At 35.2% G+C, this 18,016-nt stretch carries 15 protein-coding genes; 11 read left to right on the top strand and 4 right to left on the bottom strand.

Annotated elements, in window-relative coordinates; translation table 11 throughout:
• Positions 1-206: 206 nt before the first annotated feature.
• Both metG and ACKOWY_RS06580 read left to right on the top strand, forming a co-directional pair.
• Positions 207-2,279, top strand: a complete 2,073-nt coding sequence (metG, locus tag ACKOWY_RS06575; protein WP_408940642.1) for a methionine--tRNA ligase — start codon at positions 207-209, stop codon at positions 2,277-2,279.
• Complete coding sequence (locus ACKOWY_RS06580; protein ID WP_408940643.1) at positions 2,279-2,905, top strand: CatA-like O-acetyltransferase; 627 nt, start codon at positions 2,279-2,281, stop codon at positions 2,903-2,905. The genes metG and ACKOWY_RS06580 overlap by 1 nt, the downstream gene beginning before the upstream one ends.
• Before the next feature lie 48 nt (positions 2,906-2,953).
• Here the strand turns inward: ACKOWY_RS06580 and ACKOWY_RS06585 are convergent, their stop codons facing one another.
• The gene (locus tag ACKOWY_RS06585) at positions 2,954-3,286 is read right to left on the bottom strand and encodes a single-stranded DNA-binding protein (protein ID WP_408940644.1); all 333 of its coding nucleotides are present in this window, start codon (positions 3,284-3,286) and stop codon (positions 2,954-2,956) included.
• A gap of 191 nt (positions 3,287-3,477) precedes the next feature.
• Here ACKOWY_RS06585 and ACKOWY_RS06590 point away from each other — a divergent pair, with 191 nt between their 5' ends.
• The 3 genes from ACKOWY_RS06590 to ACKOWY_RS06600 are packed head-to-tail and all read left to right on the top strand — an operon-like array spanning position 3,478 to position 6,986.
• Entirely contained in the window at positions 3,478-3,828 is a 351-nt protein-coding gene (locus tag ACKOWY_RS06590; RefSeq protein ID WP_408940645.1) for a hypothetical protein, read from the top strand.
• Between the two features lie 6 nt (positions 3,829-3,834).
• Positions 3,835-6,144, top strand: a complete 2,310-nt coding sequence (locus ACKOWY_RS06595; RefSeq protein ID WP_408940646.1) for a M20/M25/M40 family metallo-hydrolase — start codon at positions 3,835-3,837, stop codon at positions 6,142-6,144.
• A 2-nt stretch (positions 6,145-6,146) separates the two neighbouring features.
• The gene (locus ACKOWY_RS06600; protein ID WP_408940647.1) at positions 6,147-6,986 is read left to right on the top strand and encodes an SDR family oxidoreductase; all 840 of its coding nucleotides are present in this window, start codon (positions 6,147-6,149) and stop codon (positions 6,984-6,986) included.
• A gap of 97 nt (positions 6,987-7,083) precedes the next feature.
• Here the strand turns inward: ACKOWY_RS06600 and ACKOWY_RS06605 are convergent, their stop codons facing one another.
• On the bottom strand, positions 7,084-9,138 hold the full coding sequence (locus tag ACKOWY_RS06605) for a M13 family metallopeptidase (protein WP_408940648.1): 2,055 nt from the start codon (positions 9,136-9,138) through the stop codon (positions 7,084-7,086).
• Positions 9,139-9,270: 132 nt separating this feature from the next.
• On the opposite strand from ACKOWY_RS06605, the gene ACKOWY_RS06610 reads away from it, so the two are divergent.
• The 3 genes from ACKOWY_RS06610 to feoB all read left to right on the top strand — a co-directional run bounded on the left by ACKOWY_RS06610 (position 9,271) and on the right by feoB (position 12,377).
• Positions 9,271-9,966 (top strand): SCO family protein, encoded by a 696-nt coding sequence (locus ACKOWY_RS06610; protein WP_408940649.1) that lies wholly within the window; start codon positions 9,271-9,273, stop codon positions 9,964-9,966.
• Positions 9,967-10,051: 85 nt separating this feature from the next.
• Positions 10,052-10,294: a ferrous iron transport protein A gene (locus ACKOWY_RS06615; RefSeq protein WP_408940650.1), complete on the top strand. Its 243-nt coding sequence runs from the start codon at positions 10,052-10,054 to the stop codon at positions 10,292-10,294.
• Positions 10,287-12,377, top strand: coding sequence for a ferrous iron transport protein B (gene feoB, locus ACKOWY_RS06620; protein ID WP_408940651.1), 2,091 nt, complete (start codon positions 10,287-10,289; stop codon positions 12,375-12,377). The genes ACKOWY_RS06615 and feoB overlap by 8 nt, the downstream gene beginning before the upstream one ends.
• Before the next feature lie 120 nt (positions 12,378-12,497).
• On the opposite strand, the gene ACKOWY_RS06625 is transcribed toward feoB, so the two are convergent.
• A complete protein-coding gene (locus tag ACKOWY_RS06625; protein WP_408940652.1) occupies positions 12,498-12,884 on the bottom strand; it encodes a hypothetical protein in 387 nt (128 codons plus the stop codon).
• 4 nt (positions 12,885-12,888) lie between these two features.
• Positions 12,889-14,760, bottom strand: a complete 1,872-nt coding sequence (locus ACKOWY_RS06630; protein WP_408940653.1) for an Nramp family divalent metal transporter — start codon at positions 14,758-14,760, stop codon at positions 12,889-12,891.
• Positions 14,761-14,823: 63 nt separating this feature from the next.
• Between ACKOWY_RS06630 and ACKOWY_RS06635 the strand changes: the two genes are divergently transcribed.
• The 3 genes from ACKOWY_RS06635 (at position 14,824) to ACKOWY_RS06645 (ending at position 17,986) form a co-directional block, all read left to right on the top strand.
• Positions 14,824-15,966, top strand: coding sequence for a lycopene cyclase family protein (locus tag ACKOWY_RS06635; protein WP_408940654.1), 1,143 nt, complete (start codon positions 14,824-14,826; stop codon positions 15,964-15,966).
• 103 nt (positions 15,967-16,069) lie between these two features.
• Positions 16,070-16,480, top strand: coding sequence for a BrxA/BrxB family bacilliredoxin (locus tag ACKOWY_RS06640; protein ID WP_408940655.1), 411 nt, complete (start codon positions 16,070-16,072; stop codon positions 16,478-16,480).
• 135 nt (positions 16,481-16,615) lie between these two features.
• Positions 16,616-17,986, top strand: a complete 1,371-nt coding sequence (locus ACKOWY_RS06645; RefSeq protein ID WP_408940656.1) for a rhodanese-related sulfurtransferase — start codon at positions 16,616-16,618, stop codon at positions 17,984-17,986.
• Positions 17,987-18,016: the final 30 nt, after the last annotated feature.

Genomic DNA, 18,016 nt, shown 5'->3' on the forward strand with positions numbered 1-18,016 from the left:
TTAAGTTAATATCAAAACGAATGCCCTAGCCCTGATAAAAGTGAAAATCCTTTTACTTTTATCTTTAAAAAGTAAAAGATTGTAACGGATAGCAGGATCTGAGCTCCAAAAGACCGAATTGGCAAAGCAAATTACTTGAGAATGACACCTTGCTCGCAAAGACTAAAAATAATTACTTATTTTTGCAGGATATATACCGAATAATCATGTTAGAAAATCCGAAGAGATATACCATAACGGCTGCGTTGCCTTACACGAACGGGCCAATTCATATAGGGCATTTAGCGGGGGTTTATGTGCCGTCTGATATTTATGCGCGCTACTTGCGATTGCAAGGGAGAGAGGTGCTTTTTGTTTGCGGAAGCGATGAACACGGCGTTGCCATTTCTATGAAGGCCAAAAAAGAAGGCATCACCCCGCAAGAGGTGATTGATAAATACGACGGAATTATTCGTAAATCGTTTATTGATTTCGGAATTTCATTTGATAATTATTCGCGTACCTCATCAAAAATTCACCACGATACGGCATCGGAATTTTTTAAAAAATTATACGACAACGGCGACTTTATAGAAGAAGTTACCGAACAACTATATGATGCTAAAGCCGATCAGTTTCTAGCCGATCGTTTTGTAATGGGAACTTGCCCAAAATGCAGCAATGAAGAGGCTTATGGGGATCAATGTGAAAAATGTGGCTCTACATTAAACGCCACCGATTTAATTAATCCGAAGTCGACCATTACAGGAGAAACTCCGATTTTAAAATCAACCAAACATTGGTTTTTACCTTTAGATCGATACCAAGATTTCTTGAAAGATTGGATTTTGGTGGGGCATGAAAAAGACTGGAAAAACAATGTTTTAGGTCAGGTGAAATCGTGGTTGGACGATGGATTGAAACCTCGTGCAGTAACCCGCGATTTGGATTGGGGAATTGATGTTCCTGTGGCTGGTGCCGAAGGAAAAAAATTATATGTATGGTTTGATGCGCCAATTGGATACATCTCGGCAACCAAAGAATGGGCTGCTCGTGAAGGAAAAGATTGGGAACCGTATTGGAAAGATGCCGAAACGAAATTGGTTCACTTTATTGGTAAAGACAATATTGTGTTTCATTGTATTATTTTTCCGGCGATGTTAAAGGCGGAAGGAAGTTATATTTTACCTGATAATGTGCCTGCAAATGAGTTTCTGAATTTGGAAGGAAACAAACTTTCGACATCTAAAAACTGGGCCGTTTGGTTGCACGAATATTTATTAGATTTTCCTGATAAACAAGATGTATTGCGTTATGCTTTGACCGCTAATGCACCCGAAAATAAGGATAATGATTTTACTTGGAAGGATTTTCAAGCGAGAAATAATAATGAGTTGGCTGCTATTTTTGGAAATTTCATCAATCGTGTGGTGGTTTTAACCAATAAATACTACAACGGAATTGTTCCACAGCCGAATGAATTTAATGCAATTGACGAACAAACTTTAGCCGAACTAAAAGCCTATCCAGCAGTGATTTCAAGTTCTGTGGAGCGCTATCGATTTAGAGAAGCGCAAGGAGAATTGATGAATATGGCTCGTTTAGGAAATAAATATTTGGCCGATGAAGAGCCTTGGAAGATGGTAAAAACCGATCCGGAGCGTGTGCAAACCCAAATGTATGTGGCTTTGCAAATTGCTGCAGCATTACGCGTATTGTGCGAACCGTTCTTGCCGTTTACCGCTTGTAAATTATCAGGAATCCTTAATGTCATTCCGACGAAGGAATCTCATTTGGGTTGGAATGACATTTCTGAAAGAAGTGATTTACTTCCTGCAGGGCATCAAATTGGCGAAGCGGAAATATTATTTGCCCAAATTGAAGATGCTGAAATTCAAAAACAAATTGACAAACTGGAAGCTACCAAAGTAGCTAATAAAGAAGAGATTGCTGTGATTGAACCTCAAAAAGAAACGGCAACTTTTGAAGATTTTTCAAAATTAGATTTGCGTGTCGGAACAATATTGGAAGCCGAAAAAATGGCAAAAGCAAACAAACTTTTAGTATTGAAAGTAGATACTGGAATTGATGTGAGAACTATCGTTTCTGGAATTGCTGAACATTTTTCACCGGAAGAAGTGATTGGAAAACGCGTTACGGTTTTAGTGAACTTGGCACCAAGAGCCTTACGCGGAGTTGAAAGTCAAGGAATGATTTTGATGACTAACAACGCTGAAGGGAAATTGGTTTTTGTAAACCCAGATGCAGATGGCGTTCAAAATGGTGCGTTGATTAGCTAATGAGGCAAAAACTAAATCTGGACACCTGGAATAGAAAGGAGCATTTCATGTTTTTTAATCAAATGGAAGAGCCTTTTTTTGGAGTTACTACTACTATAGATTGTACTAAATCTTTTGAAAAAGCAAAAGAATTAGGGGTTTCATTTTTTAGTTATTATCTACATAAAACCTTAACCGCAGTGAATGCTGTTGAAGAATTTCGCTACCGAATAATTGGTGATGAAGTTTATATCTTTGATCAAATAAATGCTTCCGCAACGGTATTACGAGAAGATAAAACATTTGGTTTTTCGTTAATGGAATACCATGAAGATGCAATTCTATTTTCTGAAATAGTAAAAAATGAAATTGTCCGAATTCAAAAAACTTCAGGCCTATTCACTCGGGAGGAATATGGCGAGAATCTAATCCACTTTTCGGCTTTACCTTGGATAAAATTTGAGTCCTTCAGCCATGCCCGAAGTTATACTTGGCCGGATAGTTGTCCAAAAATTTCTTTTGGAAAAATGACAGAAGAAAACGGCAAAAAAACAATGCCAGTTTCCATTCATGTTCACCACGGATTAATAGATGGCTACCATGTAGGACAATTTATTGAATGCCTTGAAAAATTGATGAATAATTAATAATTTAACTAACCCCAATAAATTATTATTGAGGTTAGTTAGAATTTACTACTTACCTAATAGCAAAATTTCATTGGCAACCACATCGGTAATGTAGCGTTTTTCTCCGTTCTTATCTTCGTAGGAGCGGTGGGCTAGTTTCCCTTCAATGGCAATTTCTTTACCCTTAGTTACGTATTTTTCAATAATGTCGGCAACTTTGCCCCAAGCAGTTACCCGATGCCATTCGGTTTGTTCTACTTTGTCACCATTTTCTTTATAATATACCTCGTTGGTAGCAATGGTGATATTGGCTACTTTTTTTCCTCCTTCTAAGGTTTTGATTTCTGGATCTTGTCCTACATGTCCAATTAATTGTACTCGATTTCTTAATGCATTCATGGCGTTTAAATTTAAATTGTTACTTAATTATTAAAAAAGCAAGAGCTGAATTCCTTGCTTTCATCGATACAAATTTGGGGTGACATTAAAATATTAATCGGTGAATAACCATTTACTTTCGGTTGTAACTACTTGTAAGCGTTTGTAATTGGATATTTTTTATTATATTTGATAGACATTACTTCATTACAATGCAAAAAACCTGTTTAGAATGTAACGAGAAAATTGTGGGTCGGGAGGACAAAAAGTTCTGCAGCGATGGCTGTCGCAATGCTTACAATAATAAAATAAATAAAGACAGCACCAATTACATGCGCAACATCAATAACAAGTTGCGTAAAAACTACCGAATTCTATCCGAATTAAACATTGATGTTAAATCAAAAACTACCCGATCTAAATTATTGAATAAAGGTTTTGATTTTGACTATTTCACTTCTATATTAAATACCAAAACTGGAAATACCTACTATTTTGTTTACGATCAAGGCTATATGGCCTTGGAATCAGATTTTTTTATTTTAGTTAAAAAAGATAAATAGTATATTATGAAAAACAAATTATCCTCCCTTTCTGTAAGTGTCGTTTTAGCACTTTTGCTTTGGTCTGTTTATTTTTTAAATAGTCCACATGGCGAAGATTCTGCTGATGCACCCTTGTCAGAATTTTCTGCATCTAGAGCTTTACAAACTGTGCAAAAAATGTCGGAAAAGCCTCATTTTGTTGGTTCTGAAAATCACGAGGTAGTAGCCAATTATTTGATTAAAGAATTACAAAATTTAGGATTACAACCTTCTTTACAAGAGGGATTTACGATGACGGAAAAAGGGACTTTGGTAAAATCTAAAAATATTATTGCCTCCATAAAAGGAACTGTTCCTACAAATAAAGCATTGCTATTGCTTTCTCATTATGATAGCGCCCCCCATTCTTATTCCTATGGTGCGAGCGATGATGCGAGCGGAGTTGCTACAATTCTTGAATCGGTTCGTGCTTTTTTACATGCACAAACCAAACACAAAAATGACATTGTTATTCTCTTTACCGATGCTGAAGAATTGGGATTAAATGGTGCGGCTTTATTTGTTACCCAACACCAAATAGCAAAAAAAGTGGGTTTGGTTCTTAATCTAGAAGCGAGAGGAAGCTCGGGGCCAGGCTATATGCTTATGGAAACCACAGAAGGAAACAGTCAAATGATCGATGCTTTTAGTAATAGCGGCGTAACCTATCCGGTAGGAAATTCCTTAATGTATAGCATTTATAAAATGCTTCCCAACGATACCGATTTGACTGTTTTTAGAGAAAAGGGAAAGATTCAAGGGTTTAATTTTGCTTTTATAGACAGCCATTTCAACTACCATACCCAGCAAGATACCTTCCAACATCTCGACCCAAACACCTTAGCACACCAAGGCGGTTACCTATTCCCGCTGCTTAATTATTTTTCTAATTCCGATTTATCACAATTGAAATCCAATCAAGATAAAGTATATTTTAATGCCCCTTTTTACATGGTTAAATATCCATTTAGTTGGGTAATTCCTATGGTATTACTGGGAATTTTCCTTTTTGGATTATTTATCTTTTTAGGAATTGGAAAAAAAATATTCCATTTAAAAGAAGTAATTCAAAGCTTTATTCCGTTTTTAGGGTCTTTGTTTACGGCTAGTTTGATAACCTTTTTTGGATGGAAAATTATTAAGTTAGGTTACCCACACTATGGTGAAATTCTCCAAGGATTTACTTATAATGGACACGATTATGTTATTGCATTTATTTCATTTTCTGTTGCGGCTTGCTTTTGGTTTTATAGAAATCACAACAAAAAAAATTCTGAAATTGTACTTCAAATTCCGGTGCTATTTATTTGGTTGTTGCTCAATTTGGCAATTGCATTTTTTCTAAAAGGAGCTGCATTTTTAATTATTCCGGTGTTGGCAAGCATAATTGTGTTAGGGTATTTTGTACTGACTCAAAAAACAAATCCCTATTTAAACCTAGTCATGTCCGTGCCGGCATTACTGATTTTAGTTCCGCTTATTACAATGTTTCCCGTGGGATTGGGGCTAAAAATTTTAGTAGGAAGTGCTATATTAACAGTGCTTTGCTTTGGATTGTTATTGCCGCTTTTCAATTCGTTTCAACGAAAAGGAATCTGGGCAACTGCCTTCATGGTATTGGGATTGGTCTATTTAGTTAAGGCACATCAATCCTCGGACTTTGTGAACGGAGCGGGGAAACCTAATAGTTTAGTTTACATTTTAAATGCAGACAACAACCAAGCCAATTGGGCCACCTACGACAGCAATTTAGACGAATGGACCAAAACCTATTTAGGAGAAAATCCAAAATTAGCAACGCCTTTGAATACCAATAAATTATACAGTAAATATGGTTCTGAATATACTTTTATGGCCGCTGCGCCACTAAAAACTATTCCTAAACCCACCATTGAATTTGTCACCGATTCATTGTCTGGAAACAAGCATTTTTATAAAATTAAAATCACTCCGAATAGGAAAGTAAATCGCTATGATGTATTTACCAATGAAAAGGCATCTGTAGCTCATTTAGTAGCTAATGGTGCTAAAGCATTGGATATAAAAAGCAATATTATTTCGAAAAAAAGCAACAAATTGCTGAGTTATTATGTGGTGGATAACATTCCTTTGACTTTAGAATTCTCGATTCCTCAAAATCAAAAACTAGAATTCGATTTAGTAGAAAGTTCGTTTGATTTAATGTCAAACACTCAATATAAAATGGCTCCAAGAAAAAACTGGATGCTTTCCAAGCCATTTGTGTTGACCGATGCCGTGATTATTCAACAGAAAATTGTAGCCCCAATCAAGTAAAAATGAAGCAAATTAGTATTCTTGGTTGCGGTTGGTTGGGATTTCCTTTAGCAAAATCGTTGCTTCAAAAGGGCTATTTAATTTCGGGTTCTACTACTTCAGAAAATAAAATTCCGATGTTGCATAATGCTGGAATTACTCCCTTTTTAATTTGCTTATCGGAAGAAAAATTGGAGGGTGAAATGGATTACTTTTTGAAAAATTCTGAAATTCTAATTATCGATATTCCACCTAAATTGCGAGGAAATGCTTTAGATACTTCGACTGCGCTCAGTAAGACATTTGTAAAAAAGATTCAAAATTTAATTCCGTTTATCGAAAATTCTTCGGTGAAAAAAGTGCTTTTTGTGAGTTCGACTTCGGTGTATGCAGATGAAAATGTTACGATTACCGAGGAATCTATTACGAATCCAGATACGGAAAGCGGAAAGCAATTATTAGAAGCAGAAGTGCTTTTACAAAGCAATGAAAATTTTCAAACTACCGTAATTCGTTTTGGTGGTTTGATTGGAGCAGATCGACATCCGATACAATTCCTTTCAGGAAAAACTAATATTGAAAATCCAGAAGCGCCGATTAATTTAATTCATCAGGAGGATTGCATCGGAATAATTGAAAAAATTATTCAGAAGGCCCAGAATGAAAATTACAATTGGAACGAAACCTTTAATGCGGCGGCTCCTTTTCACCCAACTCGAAAAGAATATTACACTCAAAAAGCAATCGAATTGAATTTGGCTTTACCACATTTTAATGAAAGTAAACCTTCTATTGGAAAACTTATTAGTTGTGAAAAAGTAGAACACATTTTAGGGTACTCTTTTAAAAATATTAAATTATAAAAAGCCAAATAGTGAAGTAAGTCTTCAACAAGCTCAGACAGACCATAAATTAAAAAAGGCACAATTTCTTGCGCCTTTTTTTGTGTTCTTATTTTGATTACCAGATTTTAACTCGTTTTTCTGGTGCAACATACATTCCGTCACCTTCTTTAATATCAAATGCTTGAAAGAAAGTATCTAGATTTGTTAATGGTACATAAGCACGATACATTCCTGGAGAATGTGGATCAGTTTTCACTTGGTTTTTCAATGCTTCATCACGAATTTTACTTCTCCAAATGGTTGCCCAAGAAATAAATAAACGTTGCTCTGGAGTGTATCCATCAATTAATCCTGGATTTCCATTTTCTTTTAAAAACAATTGTAACCCATCATAAGCAGCATTAATTCCACCTAAATCTCCAATGTTTTCACCTAAAGTAAATTTACCATCTACATGAATCCCAGGTAGTGGCTCTAATGCAGAATATTGATCTGCTAAAGCACCACCTAAAGCTGTAAACTTAGCTAAATCATCGGCAGTCCACCAGTCTACTAAATTTCCATCTGCATTGAAAGTTGCACCTTCATCATCAAATCCGTGAGAGATTTCATGACCGATAACGGCACCAATTCCACCATAATTAACCGCTTCGTCTGCTTTATAATCATAGAAAGGTGGTTGTAAGATAGCTGCAGGGAATACAATTTCGTTATACGATGGATTGTAATACGCATTTACCGTTTGTGGTGACATTCCCCATTCGGTTTTATCAACTGGTTTGCCCAATTTAGCTAAATCTTTTTTCCAACCCCAACTAGAAACATTTTTCATGTTTTCAAAATAGCTTCCGCCTTCCGCTGGGCTTTTTACTATCATTGCAGAATAATCTTCCCATTTGTCTGGGTAACCAATTTTAATTGTTAGTTTTTCTAATTTTTCAATTGCTTTGGTTTTTGTTTCTGGAGACATCCAAGTCAAATTATTGATTCTTGCTCTGTAGGCACGAATAATATTTTGAATCATATTGTAAGCTTTAGTTTTAGCTTCAGCAGGGAACATTTTCTCTACATATAGTTTACCTAAAGATTCTCCAACAGTTCCATTTACAACTTGTAACGCTTTTTCATGACGTGGACGTTGCTTTAATGCACCTGTTAATGCTTTACCATAAAACTCCCAGTTAGCCGTTTCAATTTCTGTTGAAAGTTGTCCAGCAGCGCTTCTTAATAACATCCAACGCATGTAAGCTTTCCAATCGTCTACTTTATTTTCAGTGAAAATAGTTTGCAAAGCAGCCATATATCTAGGTTGCGAAACAATTACTGTATCCACTTTTGCTATACCAATTCCTTTTATATAAGAATTCCAATCAATAATTGGGACCATTTTTTTCAAGTCGGCTACAGCAGTTGGGTTGTATTGTTTTTTACTATCTCTACGTTCTACACGATCCAATCTCGGTTTAGACATTTGAATTTCTAAAGCTAGGATTTTCTCTGCGTCTTCTTTTGCTTGAGCTGGAGTTTCTCCAATATATTGCAACATTTTAGCAACATGAAGCACATATTTTGCTCTTTTTTCTTTAGAATCAGTATCTTCAGAAACATAATAATCACGATCTGGCAAACCTAAAGAACCAGGTCCTAAACTCACAACATTACGATTACTATTTTTCTCGTCAGCTCCAATTCCGAAACCAAAAAATCCAGCACCACCACCAACAGCTTCGTTATCCATTAATAATTTTTGCAAATCAGCAGTATTTTTTACCGCATTAATTTTAGCTAAATCAGCCAAAATTGGTTTAATACCCTGCTTGTTTCTAGCCACGGTATCCATAACCGATTTGTAAATATTAATCGCTTTCCCTTGATCGGTATTCGATTTGTATTTTGGATCTTTTGAAGCAGCATTTAAAATTGCCAAAGCATCTTTGTCGGTGTTTTGACGCAATTCATCAAAACTTCCCCAACGGGTTTTATCTGCTGGAATAGCGGTGTTTTTTAACCAAGTTCCATTTACAAATTGAAAGAAATTGTCGTTTGGTCGAACCGATTTATCCATTAAATCAATGGCAATTCCTGGTTTTTTTTGTTGTGCAATTCCTTGGCTTAAGGATAACAATCCAGCTGCCAACAAGCCCAACTTAATAGAATTTTGTATTTTCATAATATTTTATTGTTTGTTTTCACAAATCTATTAATTTTTACTAAACCAAATGTTAAAAATTAAATATTCTGCCGAGTAGTAAAAATCTAGTTTTTTAATAAAACAGTTGTTTTGTACCTTTGAAAAAAAAAGATGTTCCGTAAACTTAAAGAGTACCGCCTGTTTATTGGTTTTTTTGTGGTGTTTTCCATAATCACAATTAGTGCGTTTTATGTGGTTTTAAAACCAAAAAAAACGCTTCCAATTTATAATCCAAGTGATGTGAATCCGGAAATGGTAGATTCTACGATTCAATATGTAGCTTTAGATCATACCATTGCCGATTTTTCTTTTACTAATCAAAACGGAAAAACCATCACCCAAAAAGACTATGAAGGCAAAATTTATGTAGCCGATTTTTTCTTTACTACTTGCAGGTCTATTTGCCCAAAAATGACCAATAATATGACTTGGCTGCAAAATCAAATCAAGAACAACCCGAAAGTTATGTTGCTTTCGCATTCGGTTACACCAGAAATTGATAGCGTTTCGGTATTAAAAAAATATGCTCTTGAAAAAGGAGTAATTGACAGCAAATGGAATTTAGTTACCGGAAACAAAAAAGATATTTACTTCATTGCTCGAAAATCCTATTTGGCAGTAAAAACAGGAAAACCTTCCGAAATGTATGATATGGTGCACACTGAAAATTTTGTTTTAGTAGATTCTAAACGACGCGTTCGCGGATTTTATGACGGCACCAATCTTGATGGCCCAACCGAGCCGGGCATAAAAAATGTAAAACAACTTCTAGAAGACATTAATTTTCTTTGTTCGGAAAAAGAATAAAAAAATTATTGGAAACCTAACAATTATCATAAAATTTTCATTGCAAATACTTACTTTTGTATTTTAATTCAATCTAAATAAAGACGTGCAAATCACTGTTGGGGATCTTAAAATTGGGCAAAAAGGAATCATCGTTGACTTTGATGTAGATACCATTCCATTAAAATTACTCGAAATGGGTTGCCTGCCAGGTAATTCGATTGAATTGATTCAAATTGCTCCTTTTGGCTGTCCGCTTTATTTTAATGTGAATGATTCGCATGTGGCCATTCGATTGGAAACAGCAAAAGAAATTAAAGTGGTCATTAATCCAAACAATAATGACTAAAGATCCCATTAAAGTTGCGCTAATTGGTAATCCAAATACTGGAAAAACTTCGGTTTTTAACCAGCTTACCGGCTTGCACCAACAAGTGGGGAATTATCCTGGAATCACCGTTGAAAAGAAAATAGGTGCTTGCAAACTAAACGAAACAACTAAAGCAACTATCATTGATTTACCCGGAACCTATAGCTTAAACGCTAGTTCTATTGATGAAAATGTGGTGATTGAGTTGTTAATGAATAAAAAAGACGAAAATTATCCCGATGTGGTGGTGGTGGTTACAGAAGTAGAAAACTTAAAACGAAACCTACTTCTTTTTACCCAAATAAAAGATCTAGAAATTCCAACCATTTTGGTCATCAACATGAGCGACCGAATGCAACTTAAAGGAATTGAATTAAACATTCCGCTTCTAGAAAAAGAGTTGCAAACCAAAATTGCTTTGGTGAGTTCGAGAAAAAAAATCGGAATTGAAAAAATAAAAGAACTGATTCTTAACTTTGAATCGCTTCCCACAAAACCGTGCTTAAATGCTTCATGTATAGATGTCGAATATTTTGACAAATTAAAAAAAGCATTTCCAAATCAATTGGTTTATAAACTTTGGTTGGTAATTACTCAAGATGTGAATTTCTTGAATTTGGATCGGAACGAAATGAAAAGTTCGTTTACTAAATCGCATGCCGATCTAAAACGTTTGCAACAAAAAGAGACTATCAAGCGGTATCAATTTATAAATGAAACCTTAAAATTAGGTCAAAAAATTGATCAATCTAAAGCCTCCGATATTAGAGCAAAACTAGATCGAGTAATTACGCACAAGGTATTTGGATACTTAATTTTCTTTGTGGTTTTATTCGGAATTTTTCAGTCGATTTTTGATTGGAGTAGCATCCCAATGGATTTTATTGACCGTTCGTTTGCCAATTTAAGTTCCTATGCCAAAAACCATTTGCCTGCAGGCGAATTCACAAATTTAATTAGTGAAGGAATCATTCCGGGAATTGGGGGAATTTTAATTTTTATCCCGCAAATTGCCTTTTTATTTTTATTCATTTCTGTACTGGAAGAAAGCGGTTACATGAGTCGTGTAGTGTTTTTAATGGATAAAATCATGCGCCGTTACGGACTTTCAGGTAAAAGTATTGTGCCATTAATTTCTGGGACTGCCTGCGCTATTCCGGCAATTATGGGCGCTAGAAACATTGAAAATTGGAAAGAACGATTGATCACTATTTTGGTAACGCCATTCATTACCTGTTCGGCAAGATTACCGGTTTATGCCATTTTAATATCCTTAATAATTCCGCAACAACGAATTTTTGGTTTCTTGAGTTTGCAGGGGCTAACCCTAATGGGATTGTATTTATTGGGCTTCGGGATGGCTTTGCTTTCGGCTTATATTTTGAATAAAGTATTAAAAATAAGTTCCAAATCGTATTTTGTGGTTGAAATGCCGAGTTACAAAATTCCGTTATTTAAAAATGTAGCGATTAACATCATCGAAAAAACAAAAGCCTTTGTTTTTGGAGCGGGAAAAATCATATTAGCGATTTCAATTGTGCTTTGGTTTTTAGGGTCTCATGGGCCCGATGCTACTTTTGGGAATGCCCAAAATATGGTGTCTCAATCCGTAAAAACTACTGACACCAATTATGAAAACAAGCTTAGCGAATACAAATTAGAGCATTCCTACATTGGAACCATAGGAAAATATATTGAACCCGCTATTAAACCATTAGGCTATGATTGGAAAATCGGAATTGCTGTGGTGAGCTCGTTTGCGGCTCGTGAAGTTTTTGTTGGAACTTTGGCAACCATCTATAGCGTAGGAAATCACAGCGATGAAGAGGCAACAATAAAAGAGCAAATGAAAAACGAAATTCGCGAAGACGGAAGCAAAACTTTTGGTTTCGCCACTGGAATTTCCTTACTAATATATTACGCTTTGGCCATGCAATGCATCAGTACCTTGGCCATTGTTAAAAAAGAAACCAATTCATGGAAATGGCCATTGGTTCAATTAATATTTATGAGCGGATTGGCTTATCTATCTGCTTTATTGGCGTATCAAATTTTACAATAACATGCAACAAATACTCGTTTACTTTGCTTTAGGAATTGCTTTATCTTATTTATACAATAAGTTTTTTGGAAAGAAAAAACCAAAAAAAAATTGTGGAGATAACGAGGATTGTGGATGCAATTAATCCTCAAAAACAATCAATAAATATTGATTTTTGAATTTTATTGTTTGCCCTTCTTTGGGATACGGATTCACCGAAATTGATTTGATTTTTCTTGTAAAATACTTTCCAAACCATTTTAAATTTTCTTCTTTATTTTTTGAATTAAAAGTGAGTGTTTTTAATTCAAAAAATTTCTTGTTTTTATAGACTTTTAATTCTGCTGATACTTCACCTGCCCATATACAAGTCACCCCTTCCGGACATCTTGAATCATCAAAAACTTTAGTTAATTGGAAGTTGTATTCTTGTTTTGAATTCCCTTTTTTGGAAGTAATTTTCAATTCGCTTTGCGCGAAAACAATCCCGAATGAGAAAGTAAATAAAAGAACTAGAATTTTTTTCATCTTTTTAATTTTTCACCAAAAACAACGGAATGGTAATTCTGTGGCGCACTTGGTCTACCGTAGTCCCAAAGAGTAGGTCTTTAATCCCGGTGTGGCCATGGGTTCCCATTACTAAAATATCAAAATCGCCTTCGTTTACAATTTTTGAAATGGCTTTATTCGGTTTGCCAAATCCTAGTTGTACAGCAACATTGAATCCTTTTGCAGCCAACATTTCTTGGTAATCTAACAACAATTTTTCATCAATAGAAGTTTCATGATCATCGGTATGAATACCATAAATCATAGCACCAACGGTTTCTACCACATGAATTAAAGTATAGTGTGCTTCCTTCCCGCCCAATTCAAATGCGCTATTTATTGCTCTTTCATCGGCACCAGAAAAATCAATTGAAATGGCAATTTTCTTTTTCCGATAGGATTCGGATTGCTCAAAATTCAAATTAATATTATGCGGTAAATGATTGTGTATTTTGTTTTTAACATTTGCTACAATTGGTTTAAAAATAATGTACAAAAGCAACACTAAAAATGCAAACGCCAACGGAACAACCGTTGCCCACAACACAATTGGATTATTGGAAGTTTCCAACCATCCCTTTATTTCGTCAAAAACCAATTTAGCATTTAAGGAAACAATTATTAATGCAATAATCCACGAGAGAAATTGTAGGAATTTACTTATATGAAACCCTTTCATTTTTGATTTATCGCTTACAAAATGAATCAACGGAATAATAGCAAACCCCAACTGTAAACTCAAAATCACCTGGCTAAAAATGAGCATTTTCCCGGTTACGCTTTCCCCATAAATTAAGATCACAATTAAGGCTGGAACAATAGCGATTATTCTCGTAATGATTCGACGCACCCACGGTTGAATTCTCAAATTTAAATACCCTTCCATGATGATTTGACCGGCTAAAGTTCCTGTAATCGTAGAACTTTGTCCTGCTGCAATTAATGCCACAGCAAATAAAATTGGAGCCCATTTATTTCCTAAAATAGGTGCCAATAATTTGTAGGCATCTTGAATTTCGGCAACCTGAAACAAGCCGTTTTTATAAAAAGTGGCCGCTGCCAAAATCAATATCGCAGCATTTACAAAAAAGGCCAAATTCAAGGCTATGGTGCTGTCAATAAAATTGTATTTCAAAGCTTGCTTGATGCCTTCATTACTTCGGTCGAATTTTCGGGTTTGCACCAATGATGAGTGCAAATATAAATTGTGTGGCATCACAGTGGCGCCAATAATTCCAATAGCAATATAAAGTGCGGTTTCATTTGGCAAAGTAGGTATTAATCCTTTCATGACACTGCCCATTTCGGGTTGGGCAAAAAACAATTCAACTACAAAGGAAAGCGCAATAATCATCACTAGAGCAATAATAAACGCTTCCATTTTTCGAATTCCTTTATTGATGAGAAAAAGCAATAAAAAAGTATCTAAAACAGTAATGAGCACCCCATAAATTAAAGGCAATCCGGTGAGTAAATTAATTCCGATGGCCATTCCGAGTACCTCAGCCAAATCACAAGCAGCAATGGCAATTTCGGCAAGAAAGTAAAGTATGTAATTGATAAATGGCGAATAGGTTTCTCGAGAAGCCTGTGCCAAGTCGCGCTGGGTAACAATTCCGAGACGGGCGCTCAAACTTTGCAATAGCAAAGCCATTAAATTACTCATTAATAAAACCCATACTAAAGTATACCCAAACTGACTACCGCCGGCTATATCTGTGGCCCAATTTCCTGGATCCATATAGCCTACACTGATTAAATAAGCCGGCCCAAGAAAAGCCAAAACTTTTCTAAAACCTGTTTTATTCCCGCTAGTTGCAACCGATTGGTTTACTTCCTCTAGTGATTTGCTCATAAGTATTTGCTTATTAAGGTCAAAAATACAGATTAAATTTTAAGAAATCTATATATTTGAATCGTGAAGCACTACCATTACATTTTTACCGGGAGCGGATTATCGGCATTAATGACCGTACATGAAATGATTTTATCTGGAAAATTTCAAGATAAAACGATTTTGCTTTTGGATGAAAATCCAAAAAAAACGAACGATAGAACATGGTGCTTTTGGGATTCCCATTCTATTTTTCCAGCATTAGAATCAACGAAATGGAATTCGGCTTGGTTTAAAAACGATGCTTTCGAAAGAAAATTAAATTTAGATCCGTATCAATACAAAATGATTAAAGGATTGGATTTTTACAATCGAATTTTCGAATTAATATCCAAACAAGAAAACATTCATTTTGTAAATCAGAAGGTGCTCGATTTTGAAGAGTTGGGCGCACTTTGTATTGTTAAAACTGAAACCGAAAGTTTCACTTGCAATAAAATTTTCAATTCGATTTTCAATCCAAATTTGTTGCAAAATCAAGCCAAATACCCACTCTTGCAACAGCATTTTGTGGGATGGTTTATAAAATCTAAGGAAGCCGTGTTCCAAAAAGAAACGGCTACCTTCATGGATTTTTCTGTAGAACAAAAAGGTAACACCCGATTCATGTATGTTTTACCTACTTCCTCAACAGAAGCTTTATTAGAATATACCTTGTTTTCAAAAGAGTTGCTTTCTATATCGGAATACGAAGATGAAATTGTAAAATACATTCAAAAACTGGGAATTACCGAATATGAAATTGTAGAAAAAGAACAAGGAAACATCCCAATGACCTGTTATCCTTTTTGGGAAAACAACACCAAAAACATTTTACATATTGGCTCTGCCGGTGGATGGACCAAAGCCAGCACCGGGTATACTTTTAAAAATACCACCAAAAAAGCAAAGCAGTTAGTATCGTTTTTAGACAACAATTCCGATTTTAGAAAATTCCAAAAAAGAGATAAATTTTGGTTTTATGATTTATTGCTTTTGGATATTTTAGATCAGAAAAATCATCTGGGGGCTACTATTTTTTCTTCGATGTTTCAAAAAGGAAATGCCAACGTTATCTTTAAATTTTTAGATGAAGAAACTACCCTTTTAGAAGACCTTCAAGTAATTTGGAAATGCCCAAAAATGCTTTTTGTAAAGGCGTTGTTGGGTAGGCTCTTCCGATTTTAATTTTTCTATTCTGCTATAACAAATCTTTATGATCAGAAGTATTTAAAGAATAGAATTCTGATTATCTTTGCAACAGTAAAACAATTTTAAATCATATATAATTATGTATCCAGAAGAAATGGTAAACCCAATGCGTGCTGAGTTAACAGATGCAGGTTTTCAAAATTTATATAGCGCAGGCGACGTAGAAAATGCAATTAAAGCAGATGGAACTACCTTAGTGGTTGTAAATTCAGTTTGTGGATGTGCGGCAAGAAATGCGCGTCCAGGAGCAAAAATGAGTTTAGACGGAGCAAAAAAACCAGATCATTTAATCACTGTTTTTGCAGGTGTAGATAAAGAAGCAGTAGATGCAGCGCGTCAACAAATGTTCCCTTTTCCGCCCTCATCACCAAGTATGGCGTTGTTTAAAAACGGGGAATTGGTGCACATGTTAGAGCGCCACCACATTGAAGGTCGCCCTGCCGAGATGATTGCAGAAAACTTAAAAGATGCTTACGCAGAATTCTGTTAATTCAAAAAACAACTTTATAAAACCTCTTAGAATTATTTTTTAAGAGGTTTTTTTATTTTCAAATTTTCAAATTATCTTTGCAAAAGAGTTCTTCCATTTAGAACTCAACCTTTTCTAACCTTAAACGTTTATAGCATGCAACTGTATAACACCTTAAGCGCAGAAGAAAGAGCCGAATTAATAGACCAAGCCGGCAAACAACGTCTTACGTTGTCTTTCTATGCGTATGCCAAAATTGAAGACCCTAAAAAATTTCGCGACGATTTATTTATTGCTTGGAACCAACTGGATGCACTAGGCAGAACCTATGTTGCTAAAGAAGGAATTAATGCTCAAATGAGTGTTCCTGCAGAAAATTTTGAAGCTTTTAGAGCCACTCTAGAAGTTTATGATTTTATGAAAAACATCCGCCTGAATGTGGCGGTTGAACACGACGATCATTCGTTTTTAAAACTAACGGTTAAAGTTCGAGACAAAATTGTAGCCGATGGATTAAATGATGAAACTTTTGATGTGACCAATATTGGTGTACACTTAAAAGCCAAAGATTTCAACCAAATATTAGAGGATCCCAATACTATTGTAGTCGATTTTAGAAACCACTACGAAAGTGAAATTGGTCATTTTAAAGGAGCTATTACTCCCGATGTGGAAACTTTTCGCGAATCGTTACCGATCATCAACGAGCAATTAAAAGATTTTAAAGAAGATAAAAACTTGGTGATGTACTGCACCGGAGGGATCCGTTGTGAAAAAGCATCGGCTTATTTCAAACACCAAGGATTTAAAAATGTATTCCAATTGGAAGGCGGAATTATTAATTATGCCAAACAAATCAAGGAAGAAAATATTGAAAGTAAATTCATAGGGAAGAACTTTGTTTTTGACCACCGATTGGGAGAGCGTATTACCGATGATATCATTTCACAATGCCACCAATGTGGAAAACCATGCGACAACCACACCAATTGTGAAAACGATGGCTGTCATTTATTATTCATTCAATGTGATGAATGCAAAGCCGCAATGGAAAATTGCTGTTCAACAGAATGCTTAGAAACCATTCATTTACCGCTAGTAGAACAAGTAAAATTGCGCCGAGGAATTCAAGTTGGCAATAAAGTGTTCCGAAAAGGAAAATCAGAAAAATTGTTGTTCAAACATTCGGGAGATCTATCGGATATTGCTTTGGCTGTTGCCGAAAATAATTCGGGAAAACCAAAAGATATACGTCAGAAAATAAAAGTAAAAAAAGTACTTCTTGGCAAAGCCGAACATTACTATGTAAAAGCTCAAGTCGCTCTTTTTATTATTCAGAATAATGAACTAAATATTGGCGATAAGCTCCTAATTTCGGGTCCAACAACAGGTGCTGAGGAGTATATTTTAGAAAAAATGTTCGTTAACGGACAAGAAAATACTACGGCAAAACCAGGAGATAAAGTAACTTTTGAAGTGCCATTTAGAGTGCGATTATCAGATAAATTATTTAAAATTATCTCTTAAAATTTAGTTGCTAAATACCCTATAAATTCC

It is taken from the genome of Flavobacterium sp. (genome assembly GCF_046073885.1).
Taxonomy (GTDB): domain Bacteria; phylum Bacteroidota; class Bacteroidia; order Flavobacteriales; family Flavobacteriaceae; genus Flavobacterium.

Bases quoted from the DNA above. Each gene is read 5' to 3' on its own strand.
- ACKOWY_RS06630 (WP_408940653.1), bottom strand. From the start codon at position 14,760: ATGAGCAAATCACTAGAGGAAGTAAACCAATCGGTTGCAACTAGCGGG.
- ACKOWY_RS06610 (WP_408940649.1), top strand. From the start codon at position 9,271: ATGTTCCGTAAACTTAAAGAGTACCGCCTGTTTATTGGTTTTTTTGTG.
- ACKOWY_RS06595 (WP_408940646.1), top strand. From the start codon at position 3,835: ATGAAAAACAAATTATCCTCCCTTTCTGTAAGTGTCGTTTTAGCACTT.
- ACKOWY_RS06585 (WP_408940644.1), bottom strand. From the start codon at position 3,286: ATGAATGCATTAAGAAATCGAGTACAATTAATTGGACATGTAGGACAA.
- ACKOWY_RS06625 (WP_408940652.1), bottom strand. From the start codon at position 12,884: ATGAAAAAAATTCTAGTTCTTTTATTTACTTTCTCATTCGGGATTGTT.
- ACKOWY_RS06605 (WP_408940648.1), bottom strand. From the start codon at position 9,138: ATGAAAATACAAAATTCTATTAAGTTGGGCTTGTTGGCAGCTGGATTG.
- ACKOWY_RS06590 (WP_408940645.1), top strand. From the start codon at position 3,478: ATGCAAAAAACCTGTTTAGAATGTAACGAGAAAATTGTGGGTCGGGAG.
- metG (WP_408940642.1), top strand. From the start codon at position 207: ATGTTAGAAAATCCGAAGAGATATACCATAACGGCTGCGTTGCCTTAC.
- ACKOWY_RS06600 (WP_408940647.1), top strand. From the start codon at position 6,147: ATGAAGCAAATTAGTATTCTTGGTTGCGGTTGGTTGGGATTTCCTTTA.
- ACKOWY_RS06580 (WP_408940643.1), top strand. From the start codon at position 2,279: ATGAGGCAAAAACTAAATCTGGACACCTGGAATAGAAAGGAGCATTTC.
- ACKOWY_RS06640 (WP_408940655.1), top strand. From the start codon at position 16,070: ATGTATCCAGAAGAAATGGTAAACCCAATGCGTGCTGAGTTAACAGAT.
- ACKOWY_RS06645 (WP_408940656.1), top strand. From the start codon at position 16,616: ATGCAACTGTATAACACCTTAAGCGCAGAAGAAAGAGCCGAATTAATA.
- feoB (WP_408940651.1), top strand. From the start codon at position 10,287: ATGACTAAAGATCCCATTAAAGTTGCGCTAATTGGTAATCCAAATACT.